The following is a 24,584-nucleotide window of genomic DNA, read 5'->3' as shown; positions in this document are numbered from 1 at the left end:
TTACGATATGGAAAAGAAAAAATTATTAGTGCTCGGCGGGCCTACTGCTGTGGGGAAAACTGATATATCCATAAAACTAGCCAAAGCATTGAATGGCGAAATCATATCTGCTGATTCAATGCAGATATACAAATACATGGATATAGGCTCCGCTAAGGTAACGGAAGAAGAAATGGATGGAGTTAAACATTATATGATAGATGTGGTTCATCCAAGCAAGGAATTCAGCGTTTCAGATTTTAAAGACTTAGCAAAAGGATACATTGAAGATATCTATAGCAGAGGTAAACTTCCTATAATAGCTGGTGGCACTGGGCTGTACATAGACTCAATAATATGCAATCTAAACTTTACTGATAGCAAAAAGGATGAACAGTATAGAGAGTACCTTACTGATTTAGCTGATAAACATGGCAATGACTATATACATTCTATGCTAAAGGAAATAGATTTAGAAAGCTATAACTCTATTCATGCCAATAACAGAAAAAGAGTTATAAGAGCCTTAGAAGTGTTTAAGACTACAGGTAAAAAGTTTAGTGAATTTAAAGAAACAGAATCTATATATAAATGCGATTATGATCTTCACTACTATGTACTAACCATGGATAGACAAAAACTTTACAATAGAATCAATATGAGAGTAGATATAATGCTTGATAATGGGTTAATTGATGAATGTAAAAAGTTAATGTCTATGGATTTGACTCCTGAAATGCAATCTATGAAGGGCATTGGCTATAAGGAAATCTTATACTATCTTCAGGGAAAAGTATCGTTAGAACAGGCAATAGAAATGATAAAGCAAGGCAGCAGAAACTATGCCAAAAGGCAATTAACTTGGTTTAGGAAAGATCCTAGAGTTGTTTATTTAGATAAGGATGAGCTAACTGATGATGAAATAATAAACAAAATAGTTGATGACATAAATATTTAATAGCATTATAATAATATATATGATTAAGAGAATTTGGAGGTTACGGTTATGAATAAGTCAACAAATAATTTGCAGGATATATTTTTAAACGGCGCAAGAAAGAATAAGATTTTAGTTATAATACATTTAGTTAATGGATTCCAATTGAAGGGATTTGTAAAAGGGTTTGATAGCTTTACTGTTGTTCTAGATTCTGATGGAAAGCAAATGTTAGTTTATAAGCACGCAATAACTACAGTAACCCCAGCAAAGCCAATACTATTCAATACTCCACAGGTTGATGAAAATATATAGATTAGCATAGGCAAACATTAAAGTTTGCCTTATTTTTCTTTATATGATAAAATCTTTTTGTTCCGTAGGATAAATTTGGAGGTTAATGTATGTTTGATATTACAAAAGAATTTTTAAGAAAAAGTTATAATATAAATGAGAATACTCTTAGTTTATATGAGAAAGCTATAGAAGATGTTAAAGAGCAATTTGCTATGTATGACAAGATAAGAGAATACAATCAGCTTAAGGTTCTAAACGCTCTTCAAGAAGAAAGAATAAGCGATAACCACTTTACTAACTCATCAGGTTATGGCTATGGTGATATAGGAAGAGATGCTCTTGACAAGGTTTATGCAAGAGTATTCAATACAGAAAGTGCTTTAGTTAGACCACACTTCGTAAATGGTACCCACGCTATCGGAGCAGCGTTATTTGGTAACCTTAGACCTAACGACACACTTCTAACTGTAAGTGGAAAGCCATACGATACTTTACATAATATCATAGGTATTAGCGGCAATGAAAACATAGGCTCTTTAAAGGAATATGGGGTGAATTATACTCAAATAGATCTTACTTCTGCTGGAAAGTTTGATTTTGATGCTATAGGAAAGGCATTAAAAGAAGACAGCAAGGTAAAAGTAGTACATATGCAAAGAAGTACAGGATACGGTTGGAGAAACTCTTTTGCAGTATCAGAGCTTGGAGAAGCTATAAAATTTGTAAAATCTATCAGAAATGATGTTATAGTTTTTGTGGACAACTGCTACGGAGAATTCATAGATACTATAGAACCAACTGATGTTGGCGCTGACATAATCGCAGGTTCTTTAATTAAGAATATAGGTGGTGGAATAGCTCCTACTGGTGGTTATATCGCCGGAAAGAGCGAATATGTAGAGCAAGCGGCCTTTAGACTTACTATTCCAGGAATAGGGGGAGAGTGCGGTTCTACTTTTGGAGTAATGAGACAGTTGTTCCAAGGTTTGTTCTTAGCTCCACACGTAGCTATAGAAGCTGTTAAAGGTGCTGTTTTCTGTGCTAGAATCATGGAACTTGCAGGATACGAAGTTCTTCCTAAGTTTAATGAAAAGAGAAGCGATATAATTCAGGCTATTAAGTTTAACAATGCCGAAAAGCTAATAAACTTCTGTAAGGGAATTCAAAAAGGTTCTCCTATAGATTCCTTTGTAGAATGCGAACCATGGGATATGCCTGGCTATAACGATCAAGTTATAATGGCAGCAGGAGCGTTTATACAAGGATCGTCAATAGAATTGTCTGCAGATGCTCCAATAAGAGAGCCTTATATAGCATATTTACAAGGCGGACTTACTTTTGATCATGCAAAGATAGGAATACTTATAGCTTTGTCTAATATAGGGTAACAAAAACCTCACTGAAGCGTTATTCAGTGAGGCTTTTTTGCGCATCTGCCTTTCTAATGTATATGAGAAAAATCTGACTGGTGATATGATTTTTATGCTTATTTTTTATTCCGCTCTCCATGAAAGATATATATTAAATAAAATACTCAAAATAAAAATAAGTCCATGTACTGAGAATCGAATCGTTTGAAATTTTCATTCTATAACAGAATTTATAACCATAAATAAACAGCACAAAGGAACGGTATACCGTTCCTTTGTATAATAATCAATATTAGATTGCTTATATCATTGGATATATGATTTTATAACGAAACTTCTATCTATTAATATTCTCTCAATACCTAAAAATATCTTAAATCAAATTAAGAAAGAAGTATCAAAGCTTTATATAATAAATATTATGTAATCTTAATAAGATCTAAATAAGCCAACTAAACGTCCTAATACAGCACAATCATCAACTATAATAGGTTCCATAGTCTTATTCTCAGGTTGTAATCTTATGTGATCTTTTTCTTTAAAGAATCTTTTTATAGTAGCTTCTGTTTCTATTAAAGCTACAACTATTTCTCCATTGTTAGCATGATTACATTGTTCTATTATTGCAAGATCTCCATCTTCAATACCAACCTCAATCATACTATTTCCACTTACTTTTAGAGCAAATAGCTCATTATCGTGCTTTATATATTCGATTGGAATAGGAAATACATCTTCTATATTTTCTGTAGCAAGTATGGGCATACCTGCAGTAACTTTACCTACTATTGGTATGTGAACCATTTCCTTCTTAGGCATTGACAGTTCAGCTATCTCTAGAGCTCTTGGTTTGGTAGGATCTCTCTTTATCAAGCCTTTTTTCTCTAATCTCTTAAGATGGCCATGAACAGTAGATGTGGATTTTAATGAAACAGCTTCACAAATTTCTCTTACTGAAGGTGGGTATCCTTTGTTTTCAGTATAATTTTTTAAGAACTCATATATCTCTGTTTGTTTATTATTTTCAAGCATAACTTACACCTCTCAATCTAATTAATATGATTATATCACATATATTGTCACTTATCAAACTAACGTTCTCATTTTGTTGATATTATTGCTAAGGTTTGATATAATTGTTTATTGTATATAAAGGTGTAACAATTATATTTAATAATTATCTTCAAAACTCCTTGATTTTTATGGAATGCATTGAAGATATACATTCTAATATAAAAGTAGTGCATTTATATACTCTTAACATATATGTACGGATGTATTGACAACAGGTTAAAAGCGGAGTAGTGTACATTATGAGTAAACTTAATTTGCATTTTGCAGATAGGAGAGAAAGTATGAATAATAATGAAGTTTTAAATGATGAATTATGCGATATTTTTCCTAATAAAATATGCGACAATTGCGGTAAATGCCTAGAAAATGAAGGTGTTGATCTTAGAGCTATAAAGATTGAAGACATTGCTAGAAACGTAGATGAAAATGATTTTGTAGAAGATGAATTAATAGAGCTTGATGACGAAAGTGATGATGGGGTAGACCTATACGAAGATTCTGAAGACAGCGAAGTTATATATGAAGAAGAAGATTATGAAGATGCCTGGGATCATATAGAATACATAGATGATTTGCAAGATATATTAGATGATACTGAAAGTATTCAGAAGTTGACTGAAGAAGTTTACCCAGGACTTATAAAAATCAGAAGAAGAGAGTAGTGGAGCTGCTATTTTTACATACTTCACTATATTTAAATAGGTTCTGAAGATAACAAAGCAAAAGCACTGAAGAATTATATTTTTAGTGCTTTTGCTTTATCATGATATTAGAGTAGTTGGATTTAAATTTTAAACTATATCTAGCTAACAATAAAACACTGTTATATATAGTGAAAAGTAAAATTCTAATATTAGAGAAGTTTAATATCTAAATGCATAAAAGCATTTATGATATATATTACTTATTATATTTATTAATCTGCGATAATGGGTTTGATTTCACAGCTTCTCTTAGGCTTTCATCATCTATATGTGTATAAATTTGTGTAGTAGAAACGCTTTCGTGGCCAAGAATTTGCTGAAGGCTTCTTATATCTACATTGCCGTATTTATACATGAGGGTAGCAGCGGTGTGCCTAAGTTTATGAGGTGTGTATTTAGCTTCAGTTAATCCGCTGTTTGTTATATGTTTCTTTACTAGTATCTCTACAGTTCTTTTATCTATTTTTTTGTTTCTTGAAGAAAGAAAAAGAAACTTTTTGTTTTCACCGTCGCACTTTGAAGCATCTCTTACCTGAAGATATCTATTTATTGAATCTAAAGAAGCTTCGTTAAGATAAACTGTTCTTTCTTTATTTCCTTTACCTATAATAGTAAGTATATCATTCTTGATCTTATCTATTTGTATATTACAAAGCTCTGATAGTCTTAAGCCGCAGTTTAAGAATAAAGTTAGTATGCAATAATCTCTTAGATAGTTTTTGTTTTTCTTATCCAGGGAATTTAATAAGTTTATACTTTGATCCAAGGTTAAGTATACCGGATGCCTTTTACTTATCTTAGGGGTTTCAAGCTCTATGGTAGGATCTTCGGTGATTATCTTTGCCTTAGTAGAAATAAACTTAAAATAAGACTTCAATGCAGCAACCTTTCTAGCTCTGGCATAAGTTCCATTTTCTCTTTGTTTTTCAACAAAACTCATAAAGGCATATAGATCTGTTAGCTTTATATTTCTTATGAAAGTTTCATCTATGTCTGATAGCAGAATTTCTTCAAATTCTACATTTGAACTGCACAAACCTTTATAAACCTTTAAAAATCTAAAAAATACCGTTAAATCGAATTTATATCCTTCAATTGTTCTTTCTGATTTACCTTTTATAGTTTCTAAATAATTTATAAAATCAATAACTGATGGTGGTAAATTATTATTTTCTTGAATTGCTTTTATATCGTATTTCATTGAAAATTCTCCTTAAAAACCATTAATCATAAGTTCTTATTAAATTATACCATATATTTTATTAAATCTGTACTGTAATTTCGCTAAATTAGCATTTAGCGAAATTAATTTTCGGTATTTTTAGTGTATTTTTATCATAAATCTAGCTTTTTTATAAGAAAAAACTCATTTTGCGCTCTTATTTGTATATTTTTCTGTTTTTAAGCTGTTTCTTTAATTAATATCTCTAAATTCACATTTTAAAATTCCATTTGTGTTTTCAAAAATTGATTTTATAATTTACAGCCAACTAAATTTAACTTTTCAACAAAATCAATTTTGGCAAAAAAATTCTACGGAAAATTTTTAAAACATCTATTTGCATGTTTATATATTATTAAAAATAATATTTTTGTATAAATCGATATGCTTTAAAAATTGATTGATCACTACAAATCAATTCTGATTTTCAGGTTTTTATTAGTTTTTTGGTTTATATCTCCAGATCATAAATTATTATATATCTAGGTGCATATTTGCATGTATTAAACAAATGTTGCTACAGATATAGAATTTCTAGATATGCCTTTATATATAAATATATATCTAACAGATAAATTTACCACCAACATTTTTTAAATACATTCCTATATACTAGTTTCAACTAATAAACTTAGGATCTATAACTTATTTATTATAAATACAGTAATAATATAAATAACTGCATATATTTATAATGAATAATAAAAAACTACCTTTTACTAAACACCAAAATCATTACATAAAATTCTTTCAATTATAAATTGTATACAATTAAAGATTATAGTTTTACATATTAAACATTATGTTAAGTAATGTAATATAAATGAAAATAAGAGATGTTTTCACATCTCTTATGTTTTTTGCTTACATAATACTTATAATGTAATTTATACACTTATTTGAGCTTCTACACCTAACAAATCTTTGTTAGTTTCTAAAACCGGAGCAACTTCGTTTTTCAAGAACTCTACCACTTGGCCTGGAGCTCTTCCTACAAACTTACTTGGATCAATTACGTTGTAAACTTCTTCCTTAGATAATAAGAAACCTCCGTCAGAAGCAATTCTTTCTATAAGATCATTATTAAGTCCTTCTTCTTTTACTCTTCTAGCTGCATCCATAGAGTGAACTCTGATCTTTTCATGCATTTCTTGTCTGTCTGCTCCCCTTTTTACAGCTTCCATCATTATATTCTCTGTAGCCATAAAAGGTAACTCGTTAGATACATGCGCAGCTATTACCTTATCATAAACAACCATATTTTCAGCAATATTTATGTAAAGATTTAATACACCATCTAAAGCTAAGAAAGCTTCTGCTACTGATATTCTCTTGTTTGCAGAATCATCTAAGGTTCTTTCAAACCATTGAGTAGAAGCTGTAATAGCTGGATTTAAAGCGTCAACGATGATATATCTAGCTAAAGCTCCCATTCTTTCAGAACGCATAGGATTTCTCTTGTAAGCCATAGCTGAAGATCCTATCTGATTCTTTTCAAATGGCTCTTCAACTTCTTTCATGCTTTGAAGAAGTCTCAAATCATTACTAAACTTATAAGCACTTTGAGCTATTTCAGATAAAGTATTAAGAACTATAGAGTCTACTTTTCTTGGGTATGTTTGGCCTGTAACAGCATAACTGCTCTTATATCCCATTCTTTCAGCTACAATCTTATCCAATTCTTTTACTTTTTCTTCATCTCCATTAAATAAAGCCATAAAGCTAGCCTGAGTACCAGTTGTTCCTTTAACCCCTCTTAACTTTAATTTCTCAATTACAAAATCTAAGTTCTCAAGATCGATTAATAGATCCTGAATCCAAAGTGTAGCTCTCTTCCCTACTGTTGTTAACTGAGCTGGTTGGAAATGTGTAAAACCTAATGTAGGTAGATCTTTATATTTATCAGCAAAATTTCCTAAATGATTAATTACATTTATAAGCTTTTTCTTAACTAATAATAAAGCTTCCTTCATTATTATTATGTCAGTGTTATCTCCAACATAACAACTTGTTGCACCTAAATGTATTATACCCTTTGCACTTGGACATTGTAATCCATAGGCATAAACATGACTCATTACATCATGTCTTACTTCTTTTTCTTTTGCTATGGCATCATCATAGTTAATATCGTATATGTGCTCTTTAAGCTCATTAATTTGTTCCTCAGTTATATTTAATCCTAATTCCCTTTCGCACTCTGCTAATGCAACCCAAAGCTTTCTCCAAGTTGAAAATTTCATGTCATCAGAAAACAAGTAAGACATCTCTTTTGACGCATATCTTGAATTCAAAGGTGTGCTATACAAATTTCTCATTCTTCATCCTCCTACGAATAAAATGTAAAAATATAGAGTCATCATTCGTATTATATCATATTTTTTCATATTTTACAGGTATATTTTATTAATTATTTTAATATATATACAGTGGGAATTTAATATGATGGGAGTTGAATATTGTGTACAAGCTTAGTATAATCGATAAACTCAGCTTTTTATTAGTAATTATAGGAGCTCTTAACTGGGGACTGATAGGGTTACTTAACTTTAATCTTGTTAAGTTTATCTCCTTCGGTAACTGTATAGTTGAAAGAATCATATATATACTAGTTTTCGCAGCAGCAATAAATCTTGTATATGTAATACTTAAAAGCAAAACAGATTTTAAAAAGAGCTTCTGAACATAACTATGAGTAGACTTTGGACTAGCTATCCACTCTGCTCCACTAAAGATAATAATACGAATCCATTTTCAAACATCCTTAGTATGTCCAAGATGCTTGAAAATATATATTATAGGAATCCTTTATGAAAACTCATTTTATACTTGTTATAAAATTGCGGTTTCTGGCGATTTTAGGGCACTTATAAATTAGTAGTTTAAGTTGGAACCTATTGGGTTACATCACGAAAAAATCAAGTTATGCATGTAATTATAAAACATAAAAATCGCCGATAGTATTCTATTAGCGATTTTTTGCTGTAAAAAATATACTTCTTTTATAACTAAATCTATCTAAATAAAGACTATAAATAAAGTATTCGAATATACAGAAAAAAACAAACTCTTTATTCTGCCAGTTTTTACTCATATGTATGAGAAAAGGCTGATACATAAAAAGTAATTAAAAATATAAAAAAGGCTCCTAACGGAACCTTTTTCATATTATTCTTCTAAGCTTTCAACTAACTTAACAATTTCTTCTGCTGCTAAAGTTTCGTCGTCTCCAGAAGCTATAACTTTTATGTTAGCATCTTTAGTAACACCTAAAGAAAGAACTCCTATTAAACTCTTAACATTAGCTTTCTTCCCATTGAATTCAATGCTAATATCAGATTTAAATGATGATGCCTTCTTTACTAATAATGTTGCTGGTCTAGCATGTAAACCAGTTGAATTTTTAACTAATACTTCTTTAGTTACCATTATATCCACCTCTTTATTCATATTTTATATCATTAACTATTATATTATAATAAGTTTTGGACAAAATTTCAATAAGTTTTGGACAAGTTGGTTATTTTAGTTTATTTAAGAAGGATTTTAATCTCTTTATTCCCTCTTCAATGTTATCTGTAGATGTTGCATAAGATAACCTAATATAGTCATCAAGTCCAAAAGCCATCCCCGGAACAGTAGCAACAGCGCCATCTTCCAAGAGAATTTCTGAAAACTTTATCGAGTCCTCAATAATAGTTTCACCAAATTTCTTATTTAAATAATATGATATGTTTACCATAACATAAAAAGCGCCGCTTGGGTTAATTATTTTTATATTTTCTATTTCGTTTAATTTTTCTGCCATGAAATTTCTTCTTCTCTCAAATTCTGTAGCCATATCTTTTACTACAGCTTCTTCAGTATTAAGAGCTTCTATTGTAGCATGCTGTGCTATAGTATTTGGATTTGAAGTCATGTGACTTTGAATACTAGACATAAGCTTAATCACATTTTCTGGTCCTGCAGCGTATCCTATTCTCCAGCCTGTCATAGAATATGTTTTAGAAACACCGTTTATTACTATAGTTCTATTGAATGCATCTTCTGATAAAGCAGCTATGCTAACATGTTCATTTCCATCATAAATTAACTTTTCATATATTTCGTCTGATACTATGTATAGATTGTGTTCTTTAGCAAAATTAGCTATTTCTATTAATTCTTCTTTTGAATAAATAGTTCCTGTAGGATTGTTAGGGGAATTAAGTAAAATTGCTTTTGTTTTATTAGTTAACACCTTGTTTAGCTCATCTATGGTATATTTAAAATCATTTTCTTCTTTACATTCAACAAAAACAGGAACGCCATCTGCTATCTTTATAAGTTCTGGATAGCTAACCCAATATGGAGTAGGAACAATAACCTCTTCTCCTGGATTTAATAATGCAAGAAATAAATTTCCTAGACATTGCTTTGCCCCATTAGAGATTATTACTTGTGACGTAGAATAAGTAAGATTATTATCACGAAGAAATTTTTCGCATACTGCCTTCTTTAAATCAATAAGTCCTGATGCCGGTGTATATTTAGTGTAACCTTTTTTCATCGCCTCAACAGCTGCATCAATAATATTTTGAGGTGTATTAAAGTCTGGTTCTCCTGCTGCAAAACTTATAACGTTTATTCCAGCTTTCTTCATTTCATTTGCCTTTGCTGTAACTGATAGTGTAATAGAAGGAGTTAATGCTTCTATTTTTCTTGATAATGTCATGATACCCCACCTTTATAATTTATTATAAAATCTAATAATATTATCTAAATAAGCTTTATCTATGCCAAATTCCCCAATAAGGTTTTTGTCCTCATTGCAGCATACTCCGTGGCAATCACTACCACCGGTGATTAAAAGCTTATATTTTTTGCAAAGATTATAGCATTTATTAATTTGTTCTTTAGAATGACCAGGGTGAAAAACCTCTACACCACAAAGACCATAGTCTTTTAATCTTTTAATTATTCTTTCCATATCCATGCCTCTGTATATTTTTCCAGGATGAGCAAGCACCGGTATACCACCAGCATCTCTAATTAAACCTAAGGTTTCCTTGTAACTTAGCTTATATCTTTCTACATATGCAGGCTTTCCTTTAATAAGATAATTGTTAAAAGCCATTTTATATGTGTCAGCATAGCCTTTTTCTACAAGTATATTGGCAAGATGCGCTCTTCCAGTAGTATCTATACAAGAACATTGAATATCTTCCATACTAACATCCACACCTAGAGAATTTAGCCTCTTAATAATCTCTCTAATCCTATCCATTCTTGCTTCGCCCAGCTTTAACATAATTTCGTTAAGCATGGAATTATTAATATCTACAAAATAGCCTAATATATGCAATTCTAGATCCTCATAAGTATTGCTTATTTCTACACCGTTAATTATATTAACAGAGGACTGGCAACCGTTAAGAATAAACTGAGATTTTATCGAGTCGTGATCAGTGATAGATATAGTATTTATATCCTTAGATTCTGCTATACGAAGTATTTCTGAAGGGCTTAATGTTCCATCAGAAAAATTTGAATGTATATGTAAATCAGCATATTTCATCTTATGCACCTTATTTCCATATTATATATTAAAATATAACATTATTAATTATAAAAGTAAATAATCCGATGTACATTGATAATTATTCTTATGTGCTGTTCTATATATTCTATTCTAATATAATATTAGCTATCCATCTATAAAAATAAATATTTATATAATTTAAAATTTATATAAGTATATATTTATATAATCATATAAATATATAGTGATAGAGCGGTTTCTAGAGGATTAACGCTAAGTCCTTTACATGGAATATGTATATATTATCGTGACGCTTAGAAATAAAATTTAGATTTTTAACTTCTTCAAACAGAAGTCAGAGAAGAATTAAAAATATATTTGATATCGTGCTTATACCGCTTAGGTATCCAACTTCAACTATTAATTTATAAATATCGGTAAGTTGATAAAAAATGTGATTTTAAAAATAATAAGATTTAAATTTCGGTATAGTAACTCTTTAACAATGCTTGATAAAATGTAAAAGCATAGTTACAATATGAATATAATAAGTATAAAAATGGTAATAAATCTATCTCTTTATTTTACATTCTTATACATACTAGCTTCACTATAATACTTTAAGGTTAAAGGAGGGATTATATAATGATACTAGGAATAATAATGCTTGCTGTTCTTACAGTACTTTCGTTAATTCTCATTAGCGGAAAAGGAGGCATTTTGCTGGCAGGCTATAACACATTAAGCAAAGAAGAAAAATAAAAATACGATGAGAAAAAACTTTGTAGAAATGCAGGTTATGAATTACTAATTGCAGACATATTTTTAGCAATACTTCTAGCTTATATTAGTACGGATTTCGGAAAAATACATCCATTATATGCAACTATACCCGTAGCATTAATCATAATCGTATTTGTATTCATTTCTGTTTTTAAAACAGAAAAAGATAAAGAAAAGTTTTATAAAGAGCAGTATAAGAGAAGAGATTAGTACTTACATACCACTAGCCTCTTCTCTTTCTTTGTTTTAATAGCCAAGGAAAAAGCTCTGGGTCTTCATAGGCTTTTGTGCAAACTTCATGATCGCAATTTTTATAAACCTTGAAGATGAGGTTTTTATTACAATCCTTTAAGCTATCTACTATTCTTTTACTTTCCTCAAAGTCTACTATAGTATCACTATCGCCATGAGCTACCCATATAGGAGTGTCTTTCAAGTATCTAACAGCTTTCTTAAGTGAAATAGCTCCACCACAGATTGGAGCTATAGCAGCAAATAGTTCTGGATTGGTTATAGCAAAGTTCCAAGTACCGTATCCTCCCATACTGTACCCTGTTAGATATATTCTTTCACTATCTATGCTGTAATTCTTCTGCACTATATCTAGAAGTTCCCTTAAAAACTTAAACTGCATTTCCCAGCTTTCATCCTTTGGGCAGTGAGGAGATACTACTAAAAATGGTAGATCTTCATTTTCTCTAAGTATCTTATGTATCCCATATTGTTTTACAGTTTCAATATCTTTGTTTCGTTCTCCTGATCCATGAAGAGAAAGTATAAGTGGCCATTTTTTATTTTCATCATAGCTTGCAGGCTTATATATTAAGTAATCTAATGAGATATTTATAGTTTTTTCAAGTTTGTGATCTGAATAACTCATAATAATCCTTTCTATTTGTTAAATTCTACAGCTTCTAAAATATAGCATTTTATATTTATAACATTATTTTATCACTAACTGCGATTTACCTATAGCTAAAAATGCGGGCTAATAACCCTTAGTTATATCTTAATAGGTATATTTAAAAGTCAAGCTTCTAAGGTCTATACACATTAGATTTCAATGCCTAAGGGAATGTATTTAAAAAATGTTGTTATTAAGATTTGGATAATATTAAGATTTTAATAATTCAAAAGTAGATGTTTATGAAATTAATATTAAGCATCTTATAAACTTTATTGTTATGTATCCAATAAACTCGTAGCAACATTTTTTTAATACATACATATAGATACTAGAAATAGTATTAGTCACCTACTTTAAGACACTCTTCTTTCCATATAAGTTCTAATAATCTCCATAAGCATATACCATCTGCATATACAAACCTCTTTTATCCATAGAAGGATTCTCAGGGATGCTTTTTAGACTGGGCTCATAACTAACTTTACCTGTTACCGCAAGACATAAAGCATCTATTATATCATCCCTAATTGCTCTAAACTTCTTATTAGAATCAATCTCCTTACTAATCTCTTCTGTATGTTTATAGTACTTACTAAGTATGGCTATCCTCTTTTCAAACCCTTCAATTGTTTTTTTGTTTTCTATTATTACTCTAGGAGTTCTTTCATAACAATTCAACATAGAAAAACATATTTCAGGATGACTTTCTAGCATTCTATTTTTAAAGTCAGGATGCTTTGATAAAAATTGATCTACATCTCTTATCTTAGGAAATATTCCATAGGACTGTTTACTTAACCCTTTGCCTAAAATTAATTTATTCATTTCATTTGCTCTTGAGTAGTCTGTCTCATATAAGGCCTGTCTACAAGGTACATTAAAAATACATGAAGCTCTTGATTTTAAAATCTTTCTAGCGTCACTCTCTGGTCTTATGTCTTCAACACTTTCAGGTAATCCTATAGGCATGTCTATAAGCATTACCTTACTATCTATATAGGTTAAACATAATTCTTCAATAGTTTCAAATACTTTTATTTCAAAAGCCTCTTCTGTTATATAAACAGCTACATAGCCGCCTTTACATCCATCTATTCCTAGAAAACCAAGCTTATTATTTTCCATTGTAATCTCCTTAGCTATATATTATATATGTCATCATAAAGCTATTATTCATATGTTATTGATCATCTGTCAACATATTGGTTTTATTGACATCAAATTTGCTTTTTGATAATATTATAATACCGTCCAGTCGGTATGTGAATAAGATATTAAAAGGAGACATAAAGTTTATGACTATTTCTATAAAAGAAAAGATTCTTTACTCGGCAAATAAAGTTATTGAGGAAAAAGGATTAAACTCTTTCACTTTAGATGAGGTGGCTAAAGAAGCTGGTATAAGTAAAGGTGGACTTCTTCACTACTACTCTAATAAAGAAAGTTTAATAAAAGGACTTATTGAAAAATACGTAGATTTATTTGAAACAAGGATACAAAGTGATGATGTTGATGAAAGTAAAAACAGTAACTGGCTTATATCTTATATACAGGAACAATACAACCAATCTAAAATAGACACAAATACAATGTATGGACTTCTAGCTGCAGTTGCATCAAATCAAAACTTGCTTCAACCTGTACTAGACAAAAGAAAACAGTGGGTAGATAAAATTAATAAAACTAAAGATCCAGTGCTGGCACTTATTATTAGCTTTGCTTGTGATGGTATAGCATTTTCAAATCTATTAGGATTAGATGTGCTTGATGAATGCCAGAAGTCTAAACTAGTTGAAAGACTTATAACCTTGGTAAAAGAATGCTATTAAAATATGTTCCATTATATCTACTCAGTACAGGTTTTACAAATCAGCTAATTTTCTATACTTTAACTATATTCGGTATACTAAAGCAATTAAGAGGTGCTATTCAGATGTCCTGGTTTTTAGGTACCATATATGTATTAAACTCCATTACTATTATAACTATCCTCTTTGTGGAGAGAAAGAAAACCTCAACTGCTCTTTCATGGATTCTAATCCTTACTTTCATACCGGTATTGGGCTTCATATTTTATCCTATTCTTGGGAGAAATTTAAGACCAAATCAAAAAAGAACCTTTGCTCTTAAAAAGAAATTGGACATACTATATAAAGAAAGACTTCACAAAGAAAATTATCTTCTAAAATACGATAACAAAAACTACATTGATAAGGAGCTTATCCCATACGAAGATATTATTAAAATGAATGCTAATGGCGCCAATAGCTATTATTCTTCTGATAATGATATACAGATTTACACTAAGGGTGAGGATAAGTTCAAGGCTTTATTAGAAGATATAAGAGCTGCTAAAGAAACTATTAATATATTGTATTACATAATTAACAATGACAAGTTAGGAAATACAGTGGTTGACCTTCTTACTAAAAAAGCAAGTGAAGGCGTTGAAGTTAGAGTACTTTATGACCATGTAGGAAGTATACTCACTCCACATACAATGTTTAAAAAGCTAATAAAGTGTGGTGGAGAGGTATATAGATTTTCTCCAATAAAGATTGGTACTTATACTAGAGTAAACTACAGAAATCATCGTAAGATAGCAATAATAGACGGAAAGATAGCCTATACAGGTGGTATGAATATAGGAGATGAATATTTAGGCTTAGATAGTCGCATTAAGCCTTGGAGAGACACTCACCTCAGGATAACAGGAACTTCCGTATATACTCTTCAAGAAAGATTTTTGATGGATTGGTCCTATGCTTCTGACAGCGAAAGAGAAACAGATATCTCTACATTGAACAAGTTCTTTCCTAAAGTTAAATGTAAAGGCTCAATTGGTGCTCAGGTTATTTCTAGTGGACCTGATGTTAATGGCGATCATATAAAGAAGGCTTATATCAAAATGATAGCCTCTGCTAAAAAGACTATTTATATACAAACTCCATATTTTATACCAGATGATTCTTTTATAGAAGCACTGCAAATAGCTATCCTATCCGGTGTAGATGTGAAAATCATGCTGCCTAAAATATACGACAAGCTATTAGTATATAGAGCTACTACTTCATATATAAAGGATATACTCCAATACGGAGGTGAAGTTTATTTGTATCCCGGCTTCCTACATTCAAAAATGCTTGTGATTGATGGCAAGGTAGCTTCTATAGGAACAGCTAATATGGACGTGAGGAGTTTTTCTTATAACTTCGAGGTAAACACCTTTATATATGATAATGAGTTCTCATATAAATGTAATCAAATCTTTGAAAAAGACAGAAAAATCTCTGAGTTTGTTACAAAAGAGGTCTACGACAAGAGAAAGCTTTACATAAAGCTTCAAGAAAATCTATGTAGATTATTTTCTCCTATGCTATAGCTATATTTAGAACTAATAAATCTTAATAGAAAGCATTTCAAAATCTTAAAAAATTTTAAGCATAGACTTTGAATGCATAATTAAAGAAGTGCTGTTAATGAACATAAAATAAAAACACTCTAGCTTTAGGATTTACCTTTTAGCTAGAGTGTTTTTATAATTATATTTTCTATAATCATTGATACTTATATAGATAATTACTATACGTGAGTTTAATGCCTTTAATTTCTACTCTTTTCTGTCTTAGAAGAAGTTAGTACACCATTTTCCATATTGAATACTTCATCACATAGTATCTCAATGTCTTCCTTATTATGACTTGATAGTATTATGGTTACACCTGTGCTTTTATATTCTTTAATTAGATTTCTTATATCCTCTACTCCACTACTGTCAAGTCCATTCATAGGCTCGTCCAATATAAGCAATTTAGGTTTCTCCATTATAGCTTGAGCTATTCCTAGTCTTTGCTTCATACCTAATGAAAACTTCTTTACAGGCTTCTTATCTTCGGGATTTAACCCAACTAAATCAATTACCTTCTTGATATCTTCATCGGTAGCTACATTATTGATAGAAGCTAATAACTTTAAATTATTAAACCCAGAATACTGAGGGAGAAAACCTGGTGCTTCTATTATTACTCCTGTATTTTTAGGAAAGTTACCATTGGCTATATCCTCTCCAAAAACCTTAACTTCACCTTCTGTAGGATTGATAAGCCCACATATAGTCTTAAATAACATAGACTTACCTGAACCATTTCTTCCTACTATGCCATATATTTTACCTTCCTCAAGTTCTAAATTTACTTTATTAAGTATTACTGCATCCTTATATTTTTTATATAAATTCTTTATTTCAACTACCTTTTTTCCCATAATATCTCCTCTTCTCTATCTACCCTTTGAAAGTATGAGTAAATCATTTTTCATCACTATTCTAAAATTAATAAACAAAAGTATACAACTAAATATAACTATATAGACTATTGACCATAATATAGAGAAATTACTTGTATAGTGCTTGATAAGAATTCCTTGACTAGGAGGTAAAAACTTATCTAATTTGTTATGTGCACCTAACTCTATAAAAAATAATATTAAAACCATGTTAGTAATAAATGCAATATTAGAATCCTTAAATACCAAGGTAAGGGTATTTTGAATCAGTGTAAGTAAAAAGCTTGTAGCAACAAGTAAAATTAAAATACTCACAAAGGAATATGTATCTATGATACTTTTCATAATATCTACAGCTATAACTTTTTGGCTACTGCTACATAATAAATATAATTTATCACACAAAACTATAATACCTACCCCTACACCGTAATATAGTAAATTAGTAATCAAATTAGTTGTAATAACACAGAGATACCATTTTTTCTTGCTTTCCATCTTCGGTATTAGATAAGTACTCTGTTCATTAATTTGTTTGTACAAGAAGTTACCCATCATTACTAATATAGGCACCTGGTAAAAAAGATACATAAATACCTGACCTATATCTTCAGCAAGATCACGCGGACCAACAAAGATAATATTTAATATAGAGCTTGAATTAAAAGCGCTGCCATACATACCAGTAGTCATAAATAACATGGATGCAAACATAGCAATACATAGGATTATTACCTTAGGCGAGAATATAGAACATAAGTTAAGTTTTAACATGTTAATAAATTTTCTCATTTTTCACCTTCAAATTTGAAATCTACTCTTTTGACTCTATATAGGCCTAACGCTATTAAGGCAGATATAGTTATCAACCAAAATATCAGTTTAAAACCTATCTGATATAGGAAGTTAGTAGAAGCCCATACTTGTGAATATATCATTGCATTTTCACAGAGGCTGAATTTTACAGCAGACTGTACTGAACCGGTATATGCTGTAACGCCTATAACAATAAATCCTATTGAAATAACAAAAGGAATTATTGTTTTTCTAAAATAAAGACTGCTTACATAGAAAACTATACCAATAAACAAGATATATAATGAAGTTAATAAATAATTTAATAAGCAAGCAACTAAAGGACTGACAGCTTTAAAATAGCCACTTACTTCAGTTTGAGTTATTTTTGCAGATAAACTGCTAACAGTTGTCCAATTATTGGAAACCCTCAGGTTAAATCCTCCCTGTATAATCACAATAAGTACAGCAATAAGTACATATAGAAAAGAAGTAATAGCTATGGCTACAATATTATTTATAAAAAGCTGTTTTCTATTAGAAAACTTTAGTATTAGGTACTTGCTAAAACTATTCTTACTTATAAAGTTTTTTATTATTGCCAAAAAGAATAAGTCTAAAAAAAATACTAAGAAAATGTATTGATTAAATAGAAATATCATATAATCGTATACACTTACATCCTTATATCCAGCAAAGTTCTTGAGAAAATCTATAAATTCACCAAATAAGTAAAGAAATAATATAAATAAAGCACTTAATGTTATTTTATTTATAATATTATAGTTAAAATAATTTTTAAATAATCTTATTTTATTCAATCTTATCACCATTTTTACCTCTTGAAAAATTTACAAAAAGTAATATACCTAATAAACACAAAATTGAGTCATAAAGAAGGATGTGACGTAAATTTACTAATCCTGTTAAATTGAAATCAAATAATCCAGCGAGCTCAAAATCAAATATTTTATTTATACCAAAATACTGAAATACAGTTCCAGTAAATATAGAAAACAAAAATGGTAATATTATAGTTAAATACTTACTTTTTATAACGGTTGACAATCCTAGTCCCAAGGTTGAAATAACTATTCCAAAAATAAAGGAAAGTACTAGTATTACAATTACAAAGAGTACTGGTTTGTTTACGGATAACCAATCTAAATCTCCAGCATACTTTCCTGCAGCCATTCCTCCTGTCTTCACACCATAGATTAAAGAGTAAAAGATAAATACTATTATCAAAGGAACAGTTATTGATAGTGCACCTGCTATTGCATTAGATATAATTCTTGTTAATAAATATTTTTTACGAGAGATTTTTAATAATATTAGTTTCAAAAATCCACTATCCTTATCTTCTAGAAATGAAGCTGCAAATGGTAATGATACAATTACAGGACCTAGTAAGGAAAGTAGACTAGTTCTACCTAGCGAATGAGCTAGCATAAAATAATATACAGCATCCTTCTTTTCTACATAAAAATTTCCTAGTAGTATACCAGAAAACATGCAAATACATGACAAAACAATTGCTATTATCATATTCTTTGAATATAATGCTCTTCTCATTTCTTGTTTAAAATAAAATTTCATATATAGCCTCCCCAATACTCTTTATGGAAAATAGGAATAGATGTAGTAAATATATCTATTCCTATTTTAATATTAACTCTTCTTGACTTAATAACAATCAGGAGTCCATTCACCAGAAGTAGATACTACAACCCAACAATCTGAACCTGATCTAATATGCATTCTTGTTCTATAACCATAGTACCAAGACTGTTTACCGTTATAGCTCATCTTTGACCAGCCATTTGATGTAAAGAAGTCTTCAGAAGTAATTTGTTCACTAGTGTCAGAACGTCTTATAGCACTATACAATTTATAATTTCCAGATACAGAGTGATTATCATTAAAACCATATGGCGCATTACCATCATTTTTAGTAACATCATACGTATCAATTCCACCAAAAATAGGAGTTCCTAAATCATAACTTCCAGAATTGTTCATTGCATAAGCAATATTTGAAGTCCCCATTATAGCTAATGCAAGAATCCCAGAAACTATAACTCCTTTTTTCTTTACTTTTTTTAACATAAAGTTACCCCTTTTCAATCTTTTATATATTTTCAAAGCACTAAACCAATTCTTGTCTACCTAATTGGTTAGTGATAATCTAAATTTCAACTTTTGGTACATACATAACATTAATATTGTTAATATTTGTGTTATGCATGCACCTATTCTAACTCTTACTGATATCTACCTAATTCTAGTAAGAATCTGGAGTCCATGAACCTGCTGCATGAACTCTTACCCAGCAATCCATTCCAGATTTTATATGCATTGTTAGACTGTAACCTCTTACATTACTTGCATCACCATAGTATTTCATCTTTGACCATCCGTTAGCAGTGAAATAGTCTTCATCACTTACATTTGTATCATGTAACCTAATAGTGCTATAAAGTTTATAACCACCACCTACTAATTCATTGTCATTGTACGCGTATGGTGCACTTGCATCAGCTTTATATCCTGGAGAGGTATCAATACCACCACTAACAGGTACAACTAGATCATAATTATAATACACACCTGCATATGCAATACTTGAAGTTCCCATTACTGCAGCAGCTACAAGTCCAGCTGCTACTACTTTTTTCATTTTCATTTTTTCTCCTCCCAAAAAGATTTTAATTTTTTGATTTTTTTGTTAGATGAATTCATATTTTTAACAAGCTTGTCTACATTTATAATAGTATCATATAAAATGGAAACCGAGTGTCGAAATAACATACTGCTAAAATAAAAGTTTATTTCATTTTATGATTGTTTTTTCGCGTTACGACTTACAATCAATGAAGATACGTTATATATATAACAATATTTTTCCAATAAGTTTAGTAAAATTATATTTAATGCGATAAATTAACATTTTCAAACTAAAATGTTTAAAATATAATTAATATTTGTTTCTTTATTTTTTAATTTTCCTTATGAATACCTATACGCTTTACCTCAAATGATTCAATAAGTTACTTATATCAAATATACTAAAGTAATTCTAAATAGAAGTATCTATAGGTAAAAATCACAGGTCGTATTTAGTATTTTTCCTGTGAATAAGATAAACTTTTTAACTACACTTTATAATAGCGTTGGTAATCTTAAGAGAGTTATATCTTGAAAAAGAGGTTAGAGCAAATAAGTCACTCTAACCTCTCACATATATTATCAATTATTCTCTAACATAATTATTTCTTTACTTCTTAAAGTAATAACTCCAAGTATTACAACAAAAACTACTAAAGAATAAAAAACTATTCTTCCAGTCTCATTAACACGAAGAATAGCTTCATAACTCATTAATTATTATTAATTTATATAATATTTAGAATTTATCATTTTTCTTATATTATAGCACATTCATTAGCTTCTATATTCTTAGAGTAAGTAAGATATAATTTTGTATGCGCTATATCACATTTATAACTTCTAAGCACTTGCCTGCCCCTCTAACTACACATTCTAGAGGCTCTTCAGCAATATGAACAGGAATTGATGTTTCACTGAATATAAGCTCATCTAATCCTTTTAGAAGTGCTCCACCCCCAGAAAGCATTATTCCCTTGTCCATTACATCCGCAGCAAGTTCTGGAGGGGTTTCTTCTATTGTAGCCTTAATCTCTTGAATTATTGTTATTACTGGTTCTTTCAAAGCTTCTCTTATTTGACTTTCTTTAATAATTATAGATCTTGGCAGACCTGTAACCAAATCTCGACCTCTCACTTCCATTTCTTTATCCTCGGCTAAATCTTTTGCATATACGCAGCCTAGCTGCACTTTAATATTTTCTGAGGTTATATCTCCTATGAGGAGGTTAAATTCTCTTTTTATATAACTCATAATAGTTTCATCTAGTTCATCTCCAGCTATTCGTAAAGTTTTACTCCTTACAATACCTTGTAGTGAAACTACAGCAATCTCGGTGGTACCTCCACCTATATCCACAATCATATTCCCAATAGGTTCATCTACAGGTAATCCTGCTCCTATAGCAGAAGCGATAGGTTCTTCTATAAGCATTACTTTACGTACGCCGATTTGACTTATAGCTTCATTTATAGCTCTTTTTTCTACCTCAGTAACTCCTGATGGATGTGATACAGCAACTTTAGAACGCTTTACACTACCACCCATCTTTATCTTATTTATAAATATCTTAACCATTTTTTCTGTTAAGTCAAAGTTAGCTATAACACCATCCTTTAAAGGCCTAACTGTTTCTACTCCTTCTGGGGTTCTTCCTATCATGTTTTTAGCTTCTATCCCTGCAGCTATGACTTGTCTATTCTTTGTCTTAATTGCTACTACAGAAGGTTCTCTTAAGATGATCCCTTTTCCCCTTAAATATATTAAAGTGTTTGATGTTCCTAAATCTATTCCTAAATCTTTAGACGATGTTAAAAATCCCATTTATATTGCTCCTTTCAAATTACATTTTATTACAACCATATGTATTGAAATAATATTAAAATTGCATTTGAGAATGACTTTTAACTTTACATTATGCATCCAATAACAACTTTTTTTACAGTATAAACCGTTTTTTGCTAATGTATCAATGCATAAATTATGCATAATAACCCATAATATATATTTATATACTTTTAATGGATAACATTAGCGCAGTATTATTAAGTTAAAATGTGGGAATAAACCCCAGCAAATCATCGAGTTTTAGCCATTTACATGCAAAATATCATTGGTAAAATAATTATGCTATTCACAGAAATCTTTAAAGATACTTTATTAAGGGAAGAGTCTTATGGTAAACATCCCTTTGTTCTAATATATTAAAAACACATTTATATTAAGTACTATAATTGTTCTATTAATAAAGATTTAATTTATAAAAAGTTAATAAGTTTTGCTTTTTAGTGTATATACTGTAACCTATAAAAGCTCTTTGAATTGAATTATAGGTATAATTTACGGAAGTTTAATTTATAAATGTTCTATAATAACGGCTTCTGGGGATTATCGGGCATATATAAATTAATTGTTGAAGTTGGATACCTATAGCTTATTTTCAGCAGGCTACTCCTACTTATCTATAGCTATATCTAGAATATATTTTGCAAAAAGGACAAGATTCTTTTCACTATACTTTGAGAGAGATTTATACTTCGTTAAGAATTCCTAAAGAACAAAAAAATAACTACCTAAGACTTTAGCGAGTCAAAGGTAGCTATAATAAAACTACTAGAATCTGAAATCTCTTTTTCCTTCTTTAAGCTCAGTTAAATGTTCTTTAACAATAGTTTTAACCTTCTCATTAGGAATATTTTCAGTTTCATTCAATATTAATTTTTCACCATTCTTTTTAGTTTCTTCTGAAGCATAATCTTCTAAGTATTCCTTCAATGTCATCAATGCATTTGGCTGACAGATGTTTGCAATTTGTCCTGATTTAACAAGACTCATAAATCTATCTCCAGTTCTACCTTCTCTGTAGCAAGCTGTACAGAAGCTTGGTATATATCCGAGTTCCAATAACCAGTTTACTATTTCATCAAGAGTACGATTGTCATTGACATCAAATTGAGCTGAGTTTTCTTCTTCTGGTTCAGGGTCAACATATCCACCAACACTTGTTTTAGAACCACCACTGATTTGTGACACTCCAAGCTCAAGTACACGTTCACGAGTTTTCTTAGACTCACGAGTAGAAACAATCATTCCTGTGTATGGTACAGCTATACGTATTATAGCAACTATCTTTTCAAAAATCTCATCTGATATTGCGTTTGAGAAACTATCTGGATCTATGTCATCAGCTGGTCTAATACGAGGTACACTTATGGTATGAGGTCCTACTCCCATTGCTGCTTCCAAGTGCTCAGCATGCATCATAAGACCTACAAAGTCATATTTATAAAGGTTTAATCCAAATAGTACACCAATACCTACATCATCAATACCAGCTTCCATAGCACGATCCATAGCTTCTGTATGATAAGCATAATTATGTTTTGGTCCTGTTGGATGAAGCTCTTCATAAGTGTCTTTATGATAAGTCTCCTGGAATAATATATAAGTTCCGATACCAGCATCTTTTAATTTTTTATAGTCTTCAACAGTAGTAGCGGCAATATTTACATTTACACGTCTTATTTCTCCATTTTTGTGTTTGATGCTATATATGGTTTTAATGCTTTCAAGAATATAATCAAGTGGATTGTTTACAGGATCCTCTCCAGCTTCTAAAGCTAAGCGCTTATGTCCCATATCTTGAAGAGCAATAGTCTCTCTTCTTATCTCTTCTTGAGTTAGTTTCTTTCTTGCTATATGTTTATTCTTATAATGGTATGGGCAGTACACACATCCATTTACACAGTAATTTGAAAGATATAGCGGAGCAAACATTACGATACGATTGCCATAAAATTTTTGCTTTATCTCTTTAGCTAGTGTATACATCTCTTTATTTAGTTCATCTACATCGCATTCTAAAAGCACAGCAGCTTCTCTATGACTTATGCCTTTATAGCTTCTTGCTTTTTCTATTATACTAGCGATAAGTTCTCTGTTACTTTTGTTTTCTTGGGCGTAGGCTAGAGTACTTTTTATCTCTTCATCATCAATAAATTCTGTAGCAACTCTAGATTTAACATTATACATTAAAATCCCTC

General features: G+C 30.2%; 24 protein-coding genes and 1 pseudogene. 8 read left to right on the top strand and 17 right to left on the bottom strand.

What is annotated here, in order from left to right; all coding sequences use genetic code 11:
• Nucleotides 1–7: 7 nt before the first annotated feature.
• The 3 genes from miaA to C1I91_RS15400 all read left to right on the top strand — a co-directional run bounded on the left by miaA (nucleotide 8) and on the right by C1I91_RS15400 (nucleotide 2,601).
• On the top strand, nucleotides 8–937 hold the full coding sequence (gene miaA, locus C1I91_RS15410) for a tRNA (adenosine(37)-N6)-dimethylallyltransferase MiaA (protein WP_128213652.1): 930 nt from the start codon (nucleotides 8–10) through the stop codon (nucleotides 935–937).
• A gap of 48 nt (nucleotides 938–985) precedes the next feature.
• The gene (hfq, locus tag C1I91_RS15405; protein ID WP_128213651.1) at nucleotides 986–1,231 is read left to right on the top strand and encodes an RNA chaperone Hfq; all 246 of its coding nucleotides are present in this window, start codon (nucleotides 986–988) and stop codon (nucleotides 1,229–1,231) included.
• Between the two features lie 89 nt (nucleotides 1,232–1,320).
• Nucleotides 1,321–2,601: a methionine gamma-lyase family protein gene (locus C1I91_RS15400; RefSeq protein WP_128213650.1), complete on the top strand. Its 1,281-nt coding sequence runs from the start codon at nucleotides 1,321–1,323 to the stop codon at nucleotides 2,599–2,601.
• Between the two features lie 411 nt (nucleotides 2,602–3,012).
• Here C1I91_RS15400 and lexA read toward each other — a convergent pair whose 3' ends face one another.
• A complete protein-coding gene (gene lexA, locus C1I91_RS15395; RefSeq protein WP_128213649.1) occupies nucleotides 3,013–3,615 on the bottom strand; it encodes a transcriptional repressor LexA in 603 nt (200 codons plus the stop codon).
• Nucleotides 3,616–3,938: 323 nt separating this feature from the next.
• On the opposite strand from lexA, the gene C1I91_RS15390 reads away from it, so the two are divergent.
• On the top strand, nucleotides 3,939–4,319 hold the full coding sequence (locus C1I91_RS15390; protein WP_128213648.1) for a hypothetical protein: 381 nt from the start codon (nucleotides 3,939–3,941) through the stop codon (nucleotides 4,317–4,319).
• Nucleotides 4,320–4,557: 238 nt separating this feature from the next.
• Here the strand turns inward: C1I91_RS15390 and C1I91_RS15385 are convergent, their stop codons facing one another.
• Together C1I91_RS15385 and purB are read right to left on the bottom strand one after the other, a co-directional pair.
• A complete protein-coding gene (locus C1I91_RS15385) occupies nucleotides 4,558–5,562 on the bottom strand; it encodes a tyrosine recombinase XerC (RefSeq protein WP_128213647.1) in 1,005 nt (334 codons plus the stop codon).
• A 908-nt stretch (nucleotides 5,563–6,470) separates the two neighbouring features.
• Complete coding sequence (gene purB, locus C1I91_RS15380) at nucleotides 6,471–7,901, bottom strand: adenylosuccinate lyase (protein ID WP_128213646.1); 1,431 nt, start codon at nucleotides 7,899–7,901, stop codon at nucleotides 6,471–6,473.
• 143 nt (nucleotides 7,902–8,044) lie between these two features.
• On the opposite strand from purB, the gene C1I91_RS15375 reads away from it, so the two are divergent.
• A complete protein-coding gene (locus tag C1I91_RS15375) occupies nucleotides 8,045–8,266 on the top strand; it encodes a DUF378 domain-containing protein (protein ID WP_128213645.1) in 222 nt (73 codons plus the stop codon).
• Between the two features lie 485 nt (nucleotides 8,267–8,751).
• Here the strand turns inward: C1I91_RS15375 and C1I91_RS15370 are convergent, their stop codons facing one another.
• The 3 genes from C1I91_RS15370 to C1I91_RS15360 all read right to left on the bottom strand — a co-directional run bounded on the left by C1I91_RS15370 (nucleotide 8,752) and on the right by C1I91_RS15360 (nucleotide 11,140).
• The gene (locus C1I91_RS15370) at nucleotides 8,752–9,012 is read right to left on the bottom strand and encodes an HPr family phosphocarrier protein (RefSeq protein ID WP_128213644.1); all 261 of its coding nucleotides are present in this window, start codon (nucleotides 9,010–9,012) and stop codon (nucleotides 8,752–8,754) included.
• A 91-nt stretch (nucleotides 9,013–9,103) separates the two neighbouring features.
• Nucleotides 9,104–10,297, bottom strand: coding sequence for a pyridoxal phosphate-dependent aminotransferase (locus C1I91_RS15365; protein ID WP_128213643.1), 1,194 nt, complete (start codon nucleotides 10,295–10,297; stop codon nucleotides 9,104–9,106).
• Nucleotides 10,298–10,309: 12 nt separating this feature from the next.
• Nucleotides 10,310–11,140, bottom strand: coding sequence for a PHP domain-containing protein (locus C1I91_RS15360; RefSeq protein WP_128213642.1), 831 nt, complete (start codon nucleotides 11,138–11,140; stop codon nucleotides 10,310–10,312).
• Between the two features lie 609 nt (nucleotides 11,141–11,749).
• On the opposite strand from C1I91_RS15360, the pseudogene C1I91_RS29590 reads away from it, so the two are divergent.
• Nucleotides 11,750–12,097: pseudogene (locus C1I91_RS29590) on the top strand (DUF3784 domain-containing protein).
• A 13-nt stretch (nucleotides 12,098–12,110) separates the two neighbouring features.
• Here the strand turns inward: C1I91_RS29590 and C1I91_RS15350 are convergent.
• Both C1I91_RS15350 and C1I91_RS15345 read right to left on the bottom strand, forming a co-directional pair.
• Nucleotides 12,111–12,767, bottom strand: a complete 657-nt coding sequence (locus tag C1I91_RS15350) for a carboxylesterase family protein (protein WP_128213641.1) — start codon at nucleotides 12,765–12,767, stop codon at nucleotides 12,111–12,113.
• 408 nt (nucleotides 12,768–13,175) lie between these two features.
• The gene (locus C1I91_RS15345) at nucleotides 13,176–13,919 is read right to left on the bottom strand and encodes a DUF429 domain-containing protein (RefSeq protein ID WP_128213640.1); all 744 of its coding nucleotides are present in this window, start codon (nucleotides 13,917–13,919) and stop codon (nucleotides 13,176–13,178) included.
• Nucleotides 13,920–14,089: 170 nt separating this feature from the next.
• Between C1I91_RS15345 and C1I91_RS15340 the strand changes: the two genes are divergently transcribed.
• Both C1I91_RS15340 and cls read left to right on the top strand, forming a co-directional pair.
• Nucleotides 14,090–14,623 carry a TetR/AcrR family transcriptional regulator gene (locus C1I91_RS15340; protein ID WP_128213639.1) on the top strand — a complete coding sequence of 178 codons (534 nt, stop codon included), beginning with the start codon at nucleotides 14,090–14,092 and terminating at the stop codon, nucleotides 14,621–14,623.
• Nucleotides 14,624–14,727: 104 nt separating this feature from the next.
• The gene (gene cls, locus C1I91_RS15335) at nucleotides 14,728–16,176 is read left to right on the top strand and encodes a cardiolipin synthase (RefSeq protein WP_128213638.1); all 1,449 of its coding nucleotides are present in this window, start codon (nucleotides 14,728–14,730) and stop codon (nucleotides 16,174–16,176) included.
• Nucleotides 16,177–16,397: 221 nt separating this feature from the next.
• Here cls and C1I91_RS15330 read toward each other — a convergent pair whose 3' ends face one another.
• The 9 genes from C1I91_RS15330 to hydG all read right to left on the bottom strand — a co-directional run bounded on the left by C1I91_RS15330 (nucleotide 16,398) and on the right by hydG (nucleotide 24,573).
• A complete protein-coding gene (locus C1I91_RS15330) occupies nucleotides 16,398–17,057 on the bottom strand; it encodes an ABC transporter ATP-binding protein (RefSeq protein ID WP_128213637.1) in 660 nt (219 codons plus the stop codon).
• Nucleotides 17,058–17,072: 15 nt separating this feature from the next.
• A complete protein-coding gene (locus tag C1I91_RS15325) occupies nucleotides 17,073–17,870 on the bottom strand; it encodes a hypothetical protein (protein ID WP_128213636.1) in 798 nt (265 codons plus the stop codon).
• Nucleotides 17,867–18,706 (bottom strand): hypothetical protein, encoded by an 840-nt coding sequence (locus tag C1I91_RS15320; RefSeq protein ID WP_128213635.1) that lies wholly within the window; start codon nucleotides 18,704–18,706, stop codon nucleotides 17,867–17,869. Before C1I91_RS15320 ends, C1I91_RS15325 begins: the two co-directional genes overlap by 4 nt.
• Nucleotides 18,687–19,472 carry a hypothetical protein gene (locus tag C1I91_RS15315; RefSeq protein WP_128213634.1) on the bottom strand — a complete coding sequence of 262 codons (786 nt, stop codon included), beginning with the start codon at nucleotides 19,470–19,472 and terminating at the stop codon, nucleotides 18,687–18,689. Before C1I91_RS15315 ends, C1I91_RS15320 begins: the two co-directional genes overlap by 20 nt.
• An 87-nt stretch (nucleotides 19,473–19,559) precedes the next feature.
• Nucleotides 19,560–19,982, bottom strand: a complete 423-nt coding sequence (locus C1I91_RS15310; RefSeq protein ID WP_128213633.1) for a hypothetical protein — start codon at nucleotides 19,980–19,982, stop codon at nucleotides 19,560–19,562.
• 175 nt (nucleotides 19,983–20,157) lie between these two features.
• On the bottom strand, nucleotides 20,158–20,559 hold the full coding sequence (locus C1I91_RS15305) for a hypothetical protein (RefSeq protein WP_128213632.1): 402 nt from the start codon (nucleotides 20,557–20,559) through the stop codon (nucleotides 20,158–20,160).
• A 563-nt stretch (nucleotides 20,560–21,122) separates the two neighbouring features.
• Nucleotides 21,123–21,254 (bottom strand): hypothetical protein, encoded by a 132-nt coding sequence (locus tag C1I91_RS29420; protein WP_275051623.1) that lies wholly within the window; start codon nucleotides 21,252–21,254, stop codon nucleotides 21,123–21,125.
• 109 nt (nucleotides 21,255–21,363) lie between these two features.
• Nucleotides 21,364–22,365 carry a rod shape-determining protein gene (gene mreB / locus C1I91_RS15300; RefSeq protein ID WP_128213631.1) on the bottom strand — a complete coding sequence of 334 codons (1,002 nt, stop codon included), beginning with the start codon at nucleotides 22,363–22,365 and terminating at the stop codon, nucleotides 21,364–21,366.
• A 789-nt stretch (nucleotides 22,366–23,154) separates the two neighbouring features.
• On the bottom strand, nucleotides 23,155–24,573 hold the full coding sequence (hydG, locus tag C1I91_RS15295) for a [FeFe] hydrogenase H-cluster radical SAM maturase HydG (protein ID WP_128213630.1): 1,419 nt from the start codon (nucleotides 24,571–24,573) through the stop codon (nucleotides 23,155–23,157).
• Between the last annotated feature and the right edge of the window lie 11 nt (nucleotides 24,574–24,584).

Origin of the sequence: Clostridium manihotivorum (genome assembly GCF_004015185.1) — a bacterium.
In the GTDB taxonomy this organism is placed as follows: Bacteria; Bacillota; Clostridia; order Clostridiales; family Clostridiaceae; genus Clostridium_AR; species Clostridium_AR manihotivorum.
Note: the sequence above shows the minus strand (reverse complement) of the source record. Positions and strands in the feature narration are given on the sequence as shown.